Annotated in this window: 15 protein-coding genes and 2 tRNA genes; all 17 read right to left on the bottom strand. The window is 62.0% G+C overall.

Annotation, left to right across the window (positions count from 1 at the left end; all coding sequences use genetic code 11):
* Entirely contained in the window at positions 1 to 726 is a 726-nt protein-coding gene (gene rnc / locus OGM60_04820) for a ribonuclease III (protein ID UYJ00112.1), read from the bottom strand.
* Positions 727 to 729: 3 nt separating this feature from the next.
* Complete coding sequence (locus tag OGM60_04815; GenBank protein UYJ00111.1) at positions 730 to 972, bottom strand: acyl carrier protein; 243 nt, start codon at positions 970 to 972, stop codon at positions 730 to 732.
* A gap of 114 nt (positions 973 to 1,086) precedes the next feature.
* The gene (gene plsX / locus OGM60_04810; GenBank protein UYJ00110.1) at positions 1,087 to 2,106 is read right to left on the bottom strand and encodes a phosphate acyltransferase PlsX; all 1,020 of its coding nucleotides are present in this window, start codon (positions 2,104 to 2,106) and stop codon (positions 1,087 to 1,089) included.
* A gap of 88 nt (positions 2,107 to 2,194) precedes the next feature.
* The gene (gene rpmF / locus OGM60_04805; GenBank protein UYJ00109.1) at positions 2,195 to 2,374 is read right to left on the bottom strand and encodes a 50S ribosomal protein L32; all 180 of its coding nucleotides are present in this window, start codon (positions 2,372 to 2,374) and stop codon (positions 2,195 to 2,197) included.
* Between the two features lie 64 nt (positions 2,375 to 2,438).
* The gene (locus tag OGM60_04800; GenBank protein ID UYJ00108.1) at positions 2,439 to 2,993 is read right to left on the bottom strand and encodes a DUF177 domain-containing protein; all 555 of its coding nucleotides are present in this window, start codon (positions 2,991 to 2,993) and stop codon (positions 2,439 to 2,441) included.
* Positions 2,993 to 3,490, bottom strand: a complete 498-nt coding sequence (locus OGM60_04795; GenBank protein UYJ00107.1) for an ATPase — start codon at positions 3,488 to 3,490, stop codon at positions 2,993 to 2,995. The genes OGM60_04800 and OGM60_04795 overlap by 1 nt, the downstream gene beginning before the upstream one ends.
* 68 nt (positions 3,491 to 3,558) lie before the next feature.
* A complete protein-coding gene (gene coaD / locus OGM60_04790; protein UYJ00106.1) occupies positions 3,559 to 4,056 on the bottom strand; it encodes a pantetheine-phosphate adenylyltransferase in 498 nt (165 codons plus the stop codon).
* Positions 4,049 to 4,693, bottom strand: a complete 645-nt coding sequence (gene rsmD / locus OGM60_04785) for a 16S rRNA (guanine(966)-N(2))-methyltransferase RsmD (protein ID UYJ00105.1) — start codon at positions 4,691 to 4,693, stop codon at positions 4,049 to 4,051. Before rsmD ends, coaD begins: the two co-directional genes overlap by 8 nt.
* Entirely contained in the window at positions 4,690 to 6,867 is a 2,178-nt protein-coding gene (gene recG / locus OGM60_04780) for an ATP-dependent DNA helicase RecG (GenBank protein UYJ00104.1), read from the bottom strand. Before recG ends, rsmD begins: the two co-directional genes overlap by 4 nt.
* Before the next feature lie 10 nt (positions 6,868 to 6,877).
* Positions 6,878 to 8,539, bottom strand: coding sequence for a DAK2 domain-containing protein (locus tag OGM60_04775; protein ID UYJ00103.1), 1,662 nt, complete (start codon positions 8,537 to 8,539; stop codon positions 6,878 to 6,880).
* A gap of 27 nt (positions 8,540 to 8,566) precedes the next feature.
* Entirely contained in the window at positions 8,567 to 8,956 is a 390-nt protein-coding gene (locus OGM60_04770; protein UYJ00102.1) for an Asp23/Gls24 family envelope stress response protein, read from the bottom strand.
* A gap of 161 nt (positions 8,957 to 9,117) precedes the next feature.
* A tRNA-Asn gene (locus OGM60_04765) sits at positions 9,118 to 9,192 on the bottom strand.
* Between the two features lie 33 nt (positions 9,193 to 9,225).
* A tRNA-Asn gene (locus OGM60_04760) sits at positions 9,226 to 9,300 on the bottom strand.
* A gap of 164 nt (positions 9,301 to 9,464) precedes the next feature.
* Positions 9,465 to 10,811 (bottom strand): RNA polymerase sigma factor RpoD, encoded by a 1,347-nt coding sequence (gene rpoD, locus OGM60_04755; protein ID UYJ00101.1) that lies wholly within the window; start codon positions 10,809 to 10,811, stop codon positions 9,465 to 9,467.
* A 110-nt stretch (positions 10,812 to 10,921) separates the two neighbouring features.
* Entirely contained in the window at positions 10,922 to 13,033 is a 2,112-nt protein-coding gene (gene dnaG / locus OGM60_04750; GenBank protein UYJ00100.1) for a DNA primase, read from the bottom strand.
* Complete coding sequence (ribF, locus tag OGM60_04745) at positions 13,026 to 14,033, bottom strand: riboflavin biosynthesis protein RibF (protein UYJ00099.1); 1,008 nt, start codon at positions 14,031 to 14,033, stop codon at positions 13,026 to 13,028. Before ribF ends, dnaG begins: the two co-directional genes overlap by 8 nt.
* Complete coding sequence (truB, locus tag OGM60_04740) at positions 14,030 to 14,962, bottom strand: tRNA pseudouridine(55) synthase TruB (GenBank protein ID UYJ00098.1); 933 nt, start codon at positions 14,960 to 14,962, stop codon at positions 14,030 to 14,032. Before truB ends, ribF begins: the two co-directional genes overlap by 4 nt.
* Positions 14,963 to 14,965: the final 3 nt, after the last annotated feature.

Here is a 14,965-nt window from a genome sequence, read left to right as displayed (position 1 = left end):
TTAAACAGGCTTCTTGTTGAGAATCACGCCGTTGGTGGTGTAGCCCATGCGGTCGAGCGCCTCGAGCGCAGCGGCTCCCTCGGCCTCCTTCTTGGAGGAACCAGTGCCGCGGCCTTGACGAATACCGTCGATGAGCACCACAGCGGTAAAGGTGGGCGCATGCGCGGGGCCCTCGGAGCCGACCAGCTTATACGCGGGAGGCTCGTGGCCGTCTGCCTGCACGCACTCCTGCAAGAACGACTTGGGGTTCGCGGGGTGCTCGGCACGCTCGGAGGCCAGGTGCGGCTTGAGCGTACGGTGGATGAACTCCGCCGCCGCATCCCAACCGGCATCCAGATACAACGCACCCACGAGCGACTCGTAGACGTTCTCGAGCGCCGAATGCAGGCCGCGGGCGCCGGTACCGGTCTCGGAGGCACCAAAGATGATGATGTCGTCGATACCCAGTTCGTGCGACACCTCGGACAGCGTAGCGCCCGAGACAAGGGACACCTTCAGGCGCGTGAGCTTACCCTCGTCAAACTCGGGATAGGACTCAAAGAGCGAACGGGCCACCACGGCGCCCAAAATGGAATCGCCCAAAAACTCAAGGCGCTCATAGCTGGCAGAGACCGGCTGACCCTCGACGGCCGAGGGATGCGTGAGCGCCGCGCGCAGCAGCACCTTATTATTGAACTCATGGCCCAGGATCTCCTGGGCACGCGTGAGTCGTTCAGACAAAGCCAAGACTTAGGCCTCCTTGGCGTTTTCGATCGCGTCGACGGCGTCGGCGACAGAGTTGAGCGACAGCAGGGTCTCGTCATCGATTTCGAGGTCGAACTCGTCCTCGATGGCCGTCACCAACTGCAGACGCTCGAGCGAATCGGCATCGAGATCGTCAAAAGTGGTCTCGTCGCTAATGTCGGCGACATCGACGCCCAGCACGTCAGCGGCAATTTCGGCGATCTTATCGAAGATTTCGGAGCGGTCCATAGCGCTTCCTCTCGTATGTCATGGAACACAACACAACACGGCAATCGGAGCCGCGTTGCAATACGGCTCCGATTCTACCCCACACGGTACAGGTTGAGCCACGTAACGGGGCTCTTACAAAACGATACCGTCCATGGAATTGGCAACGTCCTGGACAAGCCCGGCACGTACGGCCTGGGCCGCGGCAAGCGTACCGTTCTTGACGGCCTCGACCGACGTGGCGCCGTGGCCGATCAACACGACACCGCGCAGGCCCAGCAGGATCGCGCCGCCCTTGGCGTCGCCCGAAAGCTTGGCCTTAATCTCGCGCATCTGCTTTTTGATGAGCAGCGCGGCGATCTTGGTGCCGAGCGAGGACATAAAGGCACCCTTGAGCTCCTGCAGCAAAAACTTGGCAGCGCCCTCGGTGGCCTTGAGCGCGATGTTGCCCGACATGCCGTCGGCGACCACGACGTCAAAATTGCCCGACGTAAGGTCGGTACCCTCACAGTTGCCCACAAAGCCGGGAACCGCGGTCTTCATGGCCGGGAAGCACGACTTGGTAAAGTTGGAGCCCTTCTCGTCCTCGGTGCCGTTGGCAAGCAGGCCCACGCGGGGATGCTCAATGCCCAAAACCACGCGGGCATAGGCAGAGCCCATCTGGGCGAAACGCACCATGTCGTCCACCGTGACATCGGGATTGGCGCCCATATCGCACAGCACCGTCAGACCGCCGGCGCGATTGGGCAGTGCGTTGGTCAGGCACGGACGGACCGGCTGCTTCTTACCCTCTGCCAAATACCTAAACGGCGTAACGTAGGCCGTGGCGGCAGCGGTCATGGCACCGGTCGAGCCGGCCGAGAAAAACGCGTCCGCATTGCCCTTCTTAATGGCACGGCATGCAAGCACGATCGAGGACTTGCGCTTAGTCATCACGGCGCGGATGGGATCGTCCTCCATGCTGATGACATCGGGGGCCTCCAGAGCCTCCACGCGGGCATGCGCTGCGGCAAAGGGGTTGACGATTTCGGCGGGACCGACGGCCAAAATCTCGATCTCGGAATCTGCCTCGAGCGCAGCCTCGATACCGTCGAGGACAACCTGGGGCCTCTCGTCTCCGCCCACAACGTCTACACAAACGCGAACGTTACTCATTTCATATGCTCCTTATACAAAAATGGCCGACTCATTGAGCCGGCCATTGTGGTTCCAGTTGGAACGGCATCGTATCCAGAGTATACAGTTACTCGGTAACGATAACCTCGCGGTCCTTGTAGAAACCGCAGCTGGGGCACACGTGGTGCGGGAGCTTAACAGCGCCGCAACGGGGGCACGTGGACTGAGCCGCAGCCGAGATCTTCATGTTGGCGGAACGACGGGTATGGGTGCGGATACGACCCTGCTTTTGTTTAGGTACGGGCATAGTGACCTTCCTTATGAACTATCCAGTGTGGCGATTACGCGCAAGTAGCGATACTACCACAGTTTTACTCGTCAAGCTTGAGATTCTTCAATGCTGCAAATGGATTTTCCGTGGCAGCGGCCCATTCGGCCTCCGCCTTGGCGGCGCAATCGCATTGCTCGACGTTGAGATTGATGCCGCAGGTGGGGCAAAGGCCGCGGCAATCGGGCTTGCACAGGACAACGAACGGCGTGTCCATGACGACCGCGTCGTTGATGGGCTCACCCAGATCGACGATGCGATCCTCGCCCAGCAACTCGTAGCCGTCTTCGTAGGCCTCGGGGTCCTCGGGCTCCTCAAAGAGGTAGAACTCCTCGATCTCGCCTGCGATATCAAACGAGGCGGGCTCCAGGCAGCGATCGCACTCGCCGGTGGCGTGAGCGCGGACCATGCCCGAAAGCAGAACACCGGTACCGGCGTTGGTAAAGACCACGTCGTAGGCAATGCCGTCCTGCAGCTGGTACTCCTTCTCGCCCACCGTGTAGGTGGCGACATCGACCTTGCCGGTCAGCGGGTATGAGTCTCCGGGAAACTCGAGCTGCTCGGAAAGATCGACGGTTACGCTCGGGAAGTCAGCCATTACCACTGACCGTTCTGCTGAGCGGCGCCCTCGTTGAGCTGCTGACGGCAACGGGTGACGGTGCCGGTCAGGCTCTTAAGGTTCTCCTCGAGGTGCGTAAAGACCTGCTCGGCGTAATCCTCGGCGGCATAGCGCGTCTCGCGCTCGTACTGCTGGGCACGGTCGCGGATGTCGTCGGCCTGCTGCTGTGCCAAGCGGACAATTTCCTGCTCACCGGCAATGGTGAGCGCCTGCTGCTGAGCATCGGCAATGATGGAATCGGCCTGAGCGGCGGCGGAGGCCATAAGCTCCTCGCGCTCTTTGAGGATACGGCGGGACTTCTGCCACTCCTCGGGATAGCTCATGCGGATCTCATCGAGGATGTTAAAGAAGACGTCGGCGTCGATAACCTTCATCTGGGCGTTCTTGCCGAACGGCGTCTTAGCCTCTTCGATGAGCCCCTCGAGCTCGTCGACAAGACTCACGATCCTGTCGCCAGGAAAATTCTCGCCCGGCATCCGGTCTCCTTTCATAGGTAACATATCATCGTGTTAGTTTACCACATGCCACCAGGCAATAAAAAACGTCACGAAAAGCGATGTTTGAGCGCTGCGACCACGTTGGGCGGCACAAACGTCGATACATCGCTGCCAAGCGAAGCGATCTGGCGCACCACCGAGCTCGAGATGTACCCGTACTGCGGAGCACTCATGACAAAGATGGACTCCAGCTCGCAATCCAGGCGATAGTTGAGGTCGGCCTGCTGCAGCTCGTATTCAAAGTCGGTCATGGCGCGCAGACCCTTAACGACGGCACCTGCCCCCTGCTCACGTGCAAAGTCGACCAGCAGGCCGGTGAAGGGCAGCACCTCGACGCCGTCCAAATCGCCGAGGGCCTCGCGGGCCAGCGCCACGCGCTCGTCGAGCATAAAGGTGGTGCCCACGCCGTTTTTACCCTGCGATTCGGCCACGGCGACGATCACGCTGGGAAAGATGCGGCGGGCTCGGCGGATCACGTCAATATGGCCAAAGGTGATGGGATCGAAGGTGCCCGGGACGATCACGCGGTTGATGGTGTCATTCATGGGTGTCCTCCGAAGGCGCATCCTCGTCATTTTCGTTCTCGTCAGCATGGTCGCTCTCGTCCTCGGTCACCCAGTGCAGCAAGTCAACCGAGGTAATGCCGTAGCGCTTCTCTCGTACAGTCTCAAAACCAGCTGGATGAGCGCCCGCATCGGTTGCGGCATGCTCAAACAGGGCAAAGGCCCCGGGCGTCAGCAGTCCCTGCTGGGAAAAATTTTGCAGCAGCTCCTCGACCGGCTCGGCGCCAAAGGCATACGGTGGATCGAGCAGGACCAGATCAAAAGGACCACCTGGCACGCGGCCGCGCGAAGCGCTCGCCAGCACATCGCCGGTAACGACGCGCCAGCGCGAGCGGTCGCGGCACAGCGACTCGATATTCTTGGTGATCAGACGAGCGGCATTGCGATCGATCTCGAACGTGGTGAGCGAGCGGGCGCCACGCGAGAGCATCTCGATTCCCAGGGCGCCGGAGCCGCCAAAGGCATCCAGCACGCGGACCTCGTCCAAATCGAAGTCGAACGCCGACATGACCATGGAAGCACATGCCTCGCGCACGCGATCGGTCGTGGGACGGGTGACATCGCGCCCACGCGGCTCTTCGATCTTGCGGCCGCGCCATTCACCGCCGATGATTCTCATCCTCCGCTGACCTCCTTAAAGATATGTCGATAGCGTGTGGCGACCGCGTCGCGCAAGGGGCGTGTCGCCACGGAGTCAAGGTTGCAAGCATACCGCAAGAGCTCGACCGCGTCCAAATGGGCCCATTCGATAAGATCCTCGTCGGCGTCCAGGTCCACAAAGCGCAAGGTCACGCCGCCGTGCTGACGGTAGCCCAGGATTTCGCCCTCGTGGCGCAGGCGCAGGTCCATCTGGGCGAGCGTAAAGCCGTCCGAGGTCTTTTCGAGCGACTGGAGACGGTCTTGCGCCGCCGATGCGCCGCCATTGCCCTTGGAGTGCGTCATGACCAGGCAGGTGCCCGACACGCTGCCACGGCCCACGCGACCGCGCAGTTGGTGCAGGGCCGCCAATCCAAAGCGCTCGCCGTTCTCGATGACCATGACGGTGGCGTTGGGCACGTCGACGCCCACCTCGACCACCGTGGTCGAGACGAGCACATCAATCTCGCCACGCTTAAAGGCATCGATGACCCGGTCCTTCTCCCCCGCCGGCATGCGGCCGTGAAGGCGCTCGATGGTAAGTCCCGGCAGGGCCAGACGCAGTCGTTCGAGCTCGGTTGCCGTATCGTGCAGCGGCACGGGGACGGTCACGCGGCCCTCGTCGTCGCGGGCGATACCGGGCACGTCTTCCAGCTCATCGGCCGAGTCACTCGGCTCCACGAGCGGGCAAATCACGTAGGCCTGCTGGCCCTTTTCGCGCGCCTCGCGAATGGCGCCGTAGGCAAGGTCGCGGCTCGACTCGGTGAGCACGCGCGTCGTAACGCCCGCCCCCGGAACAGGCCGATGGCGGATGATGCTCGTGTCCAGGTCGCCGTAGACCGAGAGCGCCAACGTGCGCGGAATCGGTGTCGCCGTCATAACAAGCAGATCGGCACCCGGGCCCTTGGCACGCAGGGCATTGCGCTGACCCACACCAAAGCGGTGCTGCTCGTCGATGACGACAAGCGAAAGATGCTTAAACGCCACGTCATCCGAAAGGACCGCGTGAGTGCCAAAGAGGACGTCAAGCTCGCCCGATTCCAACTGCGCATGGATCTGCTCGCGCTCGGCCGCCGGCGTGGCACCCGTCAGGAGCGCCCAGGACATACCAGCCTGCGAGAGCAAGGGACCGGTCTTATCGGCATATTGGCGCGCCAGCACGCCCGTTGGCGCCATAACGCAGGACTGGGTGCCCGAATCGGCCGCGACAGCCAGCGCGCAGGCGGCGACGGCCGTCTTGCCGGTACCGACGTCGCCCAGAAGCAGGCGGTTCATCACGCGCCCGCCATCACGCATATCGTTCAGGATGTCTTGGAACGCGCCCTCCTGCTCGTCGCTCAGCGAAAACGGTAGGGCTTCCCTGAGCGCCGCCAGGTGCTCGCCCGCGGTATGGGCGTAGGGAGCGACTTCGACCAAGCCGCCGTCGTTGCGCAGGCGCAGCGCCAGCTGAAGGCAGAGGCACTCCTCATAGGCAAGGCGGCGGCGCGCGATATCGCGCTCGGCCATGCTCGAGGGAAAGTGAATTGAGCGCAGCGCGCGGGCATTGCTCATCAGGCGGCGCTTGGCGCGTAAGCGGGCGGGAATCGGGTCGAAGGGATTGCCGACAACCTCGAGCGCACCGCTAACGATGCGGCGCATCCATGCCTGGCTCACGCCATCGCTCACGTAATGGACCGGCAGGATAGTACCCGCGGCACGTCCTTCCTCGAGCTTTTCGAAATGCGGAGAGGCCATCTGCTTAAAGCCGTAGGCAAACTCGACCTTACCCATCACGGCCAGGCGGTCGCCCTGCTTAAATTGCTGGGCAATCCAGGGCTGACGGAAAAAGGCGACTTGCAGCACCCCCGTCTCGTCCACCAGCGAGACCTCGGTCACCTGCATACGCGGACGGGGCTGCTTTTGAACGATACGATCGACCGTGGCGACAATCGTGCACACGGTACCGATGGGCGCCATCTCAATGGACCAGGAGCGCGTAAAGTCGAGATATCGGTGAGGGATATGGAGAAGGAGGTCCCCCACCGTCCGAATTCCCAGACGGCGAAGGGCCTCCTCACGTTTACCCGAAACATATTTGAGTCGCGCGATATCCTCGTCGAGCGCATTGCTCTGGGCAAAGCGCTCCGAGACGCGCGGCACGGAGCACAGCTCGGACATGGGCAGATGCCTACTCGATCGAGAAGATCACGGGATAGAGCGGCTGCTCGCCACGATGAGCGTCGATCTCCAAGTCGGGCTGAGCCTCCTCGATGGCGTCGACGATCTCCTGGAAGGCCTCATCGGACAGCTCCTCGCCGGCCAGAATCGTCAGCGCATCGCCCTCCTCTTCCTCCTGCATGCGGTTGATGCAGTCGAGCGTGACCTGCTTAACATCGGAGCCGACCACGTCGATGGAACCGGCAATGATACCCATGACGTCACCGGAGTGAATCGGAGAGCCGTCAGAGGCACTGGAATCGCGCACGGCACGGGTAACCTCGCCATCGCGAACTTCGCTGATGGCGTCGACCATAGCGGCAACGGCGTCCTCGAGCTCGGAATCGGGCAGGACCGCGAACAGTGCGGAGAACGCCTGCGGGACGGTCTTGGTGGGAACGACGGCGACCTTCTTGTCGGTGCAAGCAGAAGCGGCGGCCTCGGCAGCCATGCGGATGTTGCCGTTATTGGGCAGGATAATGACCGAGGTCGCGTTGACCTGGTCCACCGCGCCCAGCAGGTCGGCGGTCGAGGGGTTCATGGTCTGGCCACCCGAGACGATCACGTCGACGCCGAGGGACTTGAGGATATCGGCCTCACCGGAGCCGGCGGCAACAGCGACAAAGCCCAGCGCCTTGGCGGGCTCGGCGGCCTTTTCCTGGTCCTCGTGAATCTTGGCGGTACGGTCGTGGGCCTCCATCTCCATGTTGTGGATAAAGACCTCGTAGATCTGACCAAGCTGCAGCATGTGCTCGAGCACCAGGTTGGGGGTGTTGGAGTGCACGTGGATCTTGTAGTCGGGGTAGGCACCCACGAGCAGCTCGCAGTCGCCCATGGAGCCCAGGAACTTAAGGCACTCGTCCTCGTCAAACGGGGCGTCGGCCTTAAAGAGGAACTCGTTGCAGTAGCGGAACTCCGAGCCCTCCCAATCGTCGTTGGCCTCAATCTCAACGCGACCGAGGGCCGCGTCGCGGGCAGAGCCAGCGGAATCAAACGTGGCGGAGAAATCCTCGACAACGGTGCTGCGGCCAAGCGCGGCGGCGACAAAGTTCTCCAGGAAGATGGCAAAGCCAAAGGCGCCGGAGTCGACCACGCCGTTCTCCTTCAGAACGGGCAGCAGGTCGGGCGTGCGGGCGACGGACTGGTAGGCCTCGACGACGATGGCGTCGAGCGCGTCCTCGGCCGAGAACTTCTTCTTTTCGCACTCGTCGGCCTTGGTCGAGACATCGCGCAGGACCGTGAGAATCGTGCCCTCGATGGGCTTGCGGACGGCCTGGAAGGCGACCTTGACGGCGCGGCGGAAAGCGAAGGCGATGTTGGCGGACGTGATGGGCTCATCGGCAGAAACGAGACCCTCGGCAACACCGCGCAGGATCTGCGAGGTGATGACGCCGGAGTTGCCGCGGGCGCCCATCAGGGAGCCGTGGGTGATGGCGCCGGCGATGGCCTCCATATCGGCATCGGCGGGAAGGGCGGAAAGCTCCTTGGTCACCGAGGCGAGCGTGAGCGACATGTTGGTGCCGGTGTCGCCGTCGGGTACGGGGAAGACGTTGAGCTTGTTGATCTCCTCGGCCTTGTCGGAAACGGCAGCCGCAGCGATCGGAAAACAGGTGCGAATGGTCTTTGCAATCATGGGTATTTGAATCTCCGTTTTCGGATGCTAGTTCAGACGGCTCTTGAGCGCGTCGATGTGGATGCCGATCTTAAGGCTGGCGGGATCGATCTGGGCGATCTCCTGCAGGGTGAAGGCAACGGAGCTCGAAAGATTGTGGCAGACGGACTTCATGTTGACGCCGCTCTCGAGCACGACGTGAAGATCGACCGTAAGGCCGTTCTCGTCGGCGGAGACAAGCACGCCCTTGCGGAGGCGCTGACCGGCAAGCAGGCGCACGCTCTCGGCGCCCTGGAGCTGTTCGGCCATACCGACGACGCCGTAGCACGTCATCGCGGCATAACCGGCAATATCGGCAATAACGTCGTTCGAGACGCTCAGGCTGCCGTTAATGGTCTCAGACACAAGAATCTCCTTATCTGGTGCTCGCGGCACCATCTCGTGGGAGCAATCATTGCAATATTCTACAACGACCGCGCCGTGTTGAGGTGGTGGGCCGCGGGATTACATCCTCGACACGAAATGTTGATATGGCAACGTTCGCGCTAGGAGATCGCGGCATGAAAAAACCCGCCGCATAAGCGACGGGTTTTACAACCTGGCTCCCCGGGTAGGACTCGAACCTACAACAGCGCGGTTAACAGCCGCGTGCTCTACCATTGAGCTACCGAGGAATTTAAAAGCCCAACGGAATGGGCTGAAAAATCTGGCTCCCCGGGTAGGACTCGAACCTACAACAGCGCGGTTAACAGCCGCGTGCTCTACCATTGAGCTACCGAGGAATAGGTGCGTGCTCTCAAGCAACGAAGTTTATTATACGGACGAATCAGCTTAGGGCAAGAACTTTTTTGAGAATTTTTCCGACCTAGTCATTGGGGACGTCCCCAATGACTACATGAAAGCGCCCCCAAGCGGATGTGCTTGAGGGCGCTTCTTGCTTGCGAGGTTAAGACTCGATGTAGTCCTTAAGCTTGCTGGAACGGCTGGGATGGCGGAGCTTGGCCAGAGTCTTGGACTCGATCTGGCGGATGCGCTCGCGCGTGACGCCAAACTCGCGGCCGACTTCCTCGAGCGTACGGGGATGTCCGTCGACAAGGCCAAAACGTAGCTCGATAACCTTGCGCTCACGATCGGCAAGCGAGTCGAGCACCTGGGTGAGCTGCTCCTGCAGCATGGAGAAGCTGGCGGCATCGGGCGGAACGATAGCCTGGGAGTCCTCGATGAAGTCGCCCAGCTGGGAATCCTCTTCCTCGCCGATGGGGGTCTCGAGCGACACGGGCTCCTGCGAGATCTTCTGGATCTCGCGGACGCGGTCGGCACTCATGTCCATCTCGGCACCGATCTCCTCGGGGGTCGGGTCGCGACCCAGGTCCTGAAGAAGCTGGCGCTGCACGCGGACGAGCTTGTTGATGGTCTCGACCATGTGCACGGGAATACGGATGGTACGGGCCTGGTCGGCGATAGCACGCGTGATGGCCTGACGGATCCACCATGTGGCGTACGTGGAGAACTTAAAGCCCTTCTGGTAGTCGAACTTCTCGACGGCGCGAATCAGACCGAGGTTGCCCTCCTGGATCAGGTCCAGGAACAGCATGCCGCGACCGACATAGCGCTTGGCGATGGAGACGACCAGGCGCAGGTTGGCGCTGATGAGCGCCTGCTTGGCCTCGAGACCCACGTTCTCGATACGGGTCAGGCGACGCATCTCGACGCGGGTGAGCTCGATCTCGCCCGCCTCGGCAGCCTCGAGCTTCTCGGTGGCGTCAAGGCCGGCCTCGATCTTCATGGCCAGATCGACCTCTTCGGAAGCGGTCAGCAGGTCGACCTTACCGATCTCCTTAAGGTACATACGAACCGGGTCGCCGGTCAGCATCACCGTGGAGGCATCGATGCCGCGCACGCGCGAACGCGAACGGGACGTTCGCACGGTGCGCTTCTTCTTGCTCTTGGAAGAACCCATCTCGGCGTCGGCCTGACGGGCCATCTTAAGCTCGTGATCGTCGAGCGAGCCGGAATCGTGCTCGTCGTCATCGAAATCATCGGTATCGCTATCGTTATCGTCATCGTCGACGTCCATGGGGGCGTCGTCGTTTCCGCTCGCGGAGATAATCTGGATGCCGCTGTTGCGCAGCGCGGAATACACCGCGTTGAGCTGCTCGTCAGACACATCGATATCCTTCAGGGCGACCTGAATCTCGTCCTCGGTTACCGAAGTCCTGTTTGAGCCGTTGCCCATGAGCTTTGCAACGTAGGATTCCAGCCCAGTACCCGTGCTCTCACTCTTTTTTGGCACAGATTCTCCCTTCATAGTCCACAGGACTCATTACTTTAGCACACACATTGACGTCTATACCCAAAAATCAGACTGGATATAGGCGCAAATACGCTGGTTGACCACAACATCTAGGCCTGATCGGCACCCGTTGTCTCCAAACCGATCAAACGGAACGGGTCAGCCACGCCGCCGATCGACTTTTGGAGCTCGCGCTGGCGCTGAGAATCTTGCATCGCCTGCATCGTCAGCACACGGCGCGCCTCATCGTCGAGCGACCGGTCCTGACGAAGCTTTGCCTGCGCGGCGCGCATGCGGCGCTTGATGGTGTAGAGCTCAAGGGTATCAAGCATAAACACGATGTTCGTCTCGGTGGGATGCTTACTCGTCGACGAAATGCGTCCGGCGCTGACAAGCGACGCTGCCTCGGGACACACCGCGCGCGCCGCATCCATACACGCCGTGGGGTCGGTGCCCGGCGGCGTCGCGAGCACGGCCCATGCGATGGACTCGTGGCGCGGATCTACCCACTCGATCGAGCAGATGCGGTCGGCATACGTGCGGAACAGGTCGGGATAGCTCGTGAGCATCGTCAGCAGCTCGCGCTCCCCCGCCAAAGACTTTCGCTCCAGGTCGGTCAGCACGATTGGCATCGTCGGCGCGGACGCGCCAGAAGCATCGGCGGCCGGCGCCGCGCCATCCATACCAGCCGGCACATCGATAGGCGGCATATCGTCGACGACCTCGGCCGGCGCGGCCCCGTAGGCCTCAAGCGGCACATAGTCATACGGCTCTTCCTCGACCGGTGCGGACACCGGCGGCGTCACCCCCGACGCCCAGACACCGCGAGACACCCCCTGCGAACCTGATGCCCGAACGCCCGCGCTGCCTGCACGCTCGGTTTGCGCCCGCTGGCGCTCGTAGTTCTGCTCGCGACGACGCTCGGCGTCCTCGCGCTTGGCAACATCGCGAAACACACGGCCCGAGCTCGAACGCACCGTCTCCAAGTCCAACCCCAGCAGGTCGGCAATCTGGATAAAGTACGTATCGATCATGTAGCTATTGCGCAGCGGATAGATGAGCGTCAGCGCATCCTCGAGCGCCTTGGCACGACCGCCCGGCGTGGAAATGTCGCTCGACTCCTGCAGTGAGCGGTACACAAAGTCCATGAGGGGCTCGGCGGCGTCGATACGCGCCTGCAACGCCTCGCCACCATGCGCGGTGATGAACTCCATGGGGTCGTTGCCGTCGGGAAGCACCACGCAGCGCAGGTCCATCGAATCCTGCTCGATAAACTGAATCGCGCGGCGCGCGGCCTTTTGACCGGCAGCGTCGCCATCGAACATATATACAATGCGCTTGGCAAAACGGGTGAGCGTCTTTACATGATGTTCCGTCAACGCCGTACCCAGCGTGGCGACGACGTTTTTGATCCCCGCCTCCCAGCAGGCGATACAGTCGGTATATCCCTCCACCACGATGGCGGTATCCTGCGCGACGATAAACTCCTTAGCCCAGTTAAAGCCGTAGAGGTTTCGCTTTTTATGGAACACGCTCGTCTCGGCGGTGTTGAGGTACTTAGGCTGGCCGTCGCCCATAATGCGCCCGCCAAAGGCGATGTTATGACCCTGCTCATCAAAGATGGGAAACATCACGCGGTCGTAAAAACGGTCGGCAAGCTGCCCACGCCCACGGCTCACGGCCACGTTGGCATCGATCATTTCCTGCGGGGTAAAGTCTGCCTGCGACAGATGCGACACCAGCGCGTTGCGACCCGGCGCAAAACCCAGGCAGTAGCGGCGGCAGACGTCGCCGCCCATACCGCGGCTGGCGAAATACTCGCGCGGACGGCTGTCCTTACCGCGCATGAGCATGGTGTGGTAGAACTGGGCGGTCTCGGCGCACAGGTCGTAGATGCGGGCACGCTTGGTGCCGCGCTCGCGATAGGCGCCGGTATCGTGCAGCTCAATGCCGGCACGGTCGGCCAGGTAGCGAATCGACTCAGGGAAGCTCAGGTTCTCGCGCTTCATGATGTAGGTGAAGACGTCGCCGCCCTCGCCACAGCCAAAGCAGTGCCACACCTGCGTGGCGGGGATAATGTGAAACGACGGGGTCTTTTCGCCATGAAAGGGGCAGCAACCCCAAAACTCATGGCCGCGGGGCTTGAGCTCAACCGTTTCCTGCACGATGGCAACCAGGTCGGACGCAGCGCGCACCTGGTCTTTTTCCTCATCGCTAATCACGGATGCTCACCCCCTGCTCACCCAAATGATGACGGATATCGTCAATATTACCCTCGACGGTCGCGATAAGCTCGTCCAGCGAATCGAACACGCGCGACGGGCGCAGCCAACGTGTAAACGCCAGCGAAACCGAGGCGCCGTACAGGTCGCCTGCATACCCGATCAAGTTGGCCTCGAGATGAGCCGAGGCGGCATCGTCGGCATACGTCGGCGGCAGGCCCACGTTGACGGCGGCAGGCCATACGGTATCGTCGACCAGCACCAAGCCCTCGTAGACGCCATCGGCAGGCACCTGAATGCCCTCGGGCACCTGAATATTTGCCGTGGGAAAACCCATGTCGGAGCCCTGGTGACGACCGCCGGCAACAATACCTCGCAGCATATACGGGCGGCCGAGCAGCTCGGCGGCAAGCTCAACATGACCCCGGCGCAGCTCCTGGCGAATACGGGTGGCGCAGATCGTCTGCCCATCGACGCACAGCAGCTCGTGGCCATAGACGTCAACGCCGCGCTCGGCTCCCCATGCCTGCATCTCGGCAACGCCCGAGGCACCGCCGCGGCCCAACCTAAAGTCGCTACCCACGCGAATCGAGCGGATATCGACGACGCGCGACAGCAGCTTAAGAAAGCCTACGTGGTCGAGTGCCGCCACCGCGGGCGTAAAGGGAACGGCCACGACCGCATCGACCCCGGTGAGAGCCAGGGCATGCAGACGGTCAGCCGTCGTCATCAATTTTTGCGCGGGCGTAGGGCTCACCACCACGTCCGGGTCGGGATCGAAGGTGACCACGACCGCCTTGCAGCCATGGTCACGCGCATCGCGAACGACCGCGTCGATCAATTCGCGATGCCCCCGATGCACGCCGTCGAACACGCCGATGGCGATCGACGCGGCACCCAGGCACGCGCAATCATCAAATGCATCGGCGGCGACGATGCGGGCCTCATCCGACTCGCCCGCGAAAAAAATACGCGCGAGCTCGTGGGAGGCCAGCATCATCGAACACCGCCGATCGCCTGCGGAAAGACATGCTCCATAACAAAGCGGCCGCCCTCGATACGGGCAAGCGCCTTGAGCCCGCCATCGAGCACCAGCGCAAACGGCGCCTTCGACGCATCGAAGCTCGCAAGCGCGCGCTCAATAGGAATACGACGTCCGCACAGCAGATCGTCGGCAAGATCACCCGGCAAGTCGACGCGCGTGGCGCCCAGTGCCGCAATGGGATCCAGGGCAAAGCCGGCAGCGGACTCGGCAGAAAGTTCCTCGACCGCATGACAGGCACCGATGGAAACAACACCGGAGGCCGTACGGCGCAATGCAGAAATATGCGCCGCGTTGTCGCAGGCACGACCCAGGTCGCGAGCGAGCGCACGGATATAGGTGCCCTTACTCACCGAAAACGCCACGGTCCAAACGCACGCTTCGCCCTCGCCGCTCACGGCAATCAGGTTAGCGGAGTACACCTCGACCGGACGCGGGGGCAGCGACACGGCATTGCCCTCGCGCGCAGACTTATAGGCGCGCACGCCGTTGACCGAAATGGCCGAAAACGCCGGCGGCACCTGCATCTGAGGGCCCAGCATGGCGCACAGGCGCTCGCGGGCATAGGCCGGATCGCGCAAGTCGGCGGCAATGGGCACTGTGCGGACGGCCTCGCCCTCCGCATCATCGGTATTGGTCTCGACGCCAAACGAAATGTCGGCGACGTAGCTTTTGGTATCGAGCGTGAGCATGCCCAGCAGACGCGTTGCCTGGCCTACGCCCACCACCATGACACCCGATGCCATGGGGTCGAGCGTTCCGGCATGACCGACGCGCCGCTCATGGAGGGCGCGTCGGCATTGCGAAACCACGTCGTGGGACGTGCAGCCCACCGGCTTATCGACGGCGAGCAGCATATTGAGTTGAGAAGGTGTACGACGAGCCATGTA

Source organism: Coriobacteriaceae bacterium, assembly GCA_025757745.1.
Taxonomy (GTDB): Bacteria; Actinomycetota; Coriobacteriia; order Coriobacteriales; family Coriobacteriaceae; genus Collinsella.
Note: the sequence above shows the minus strand (reverse complement) of the source record. Positions and strands in the feature narration are given on the sequence as shown.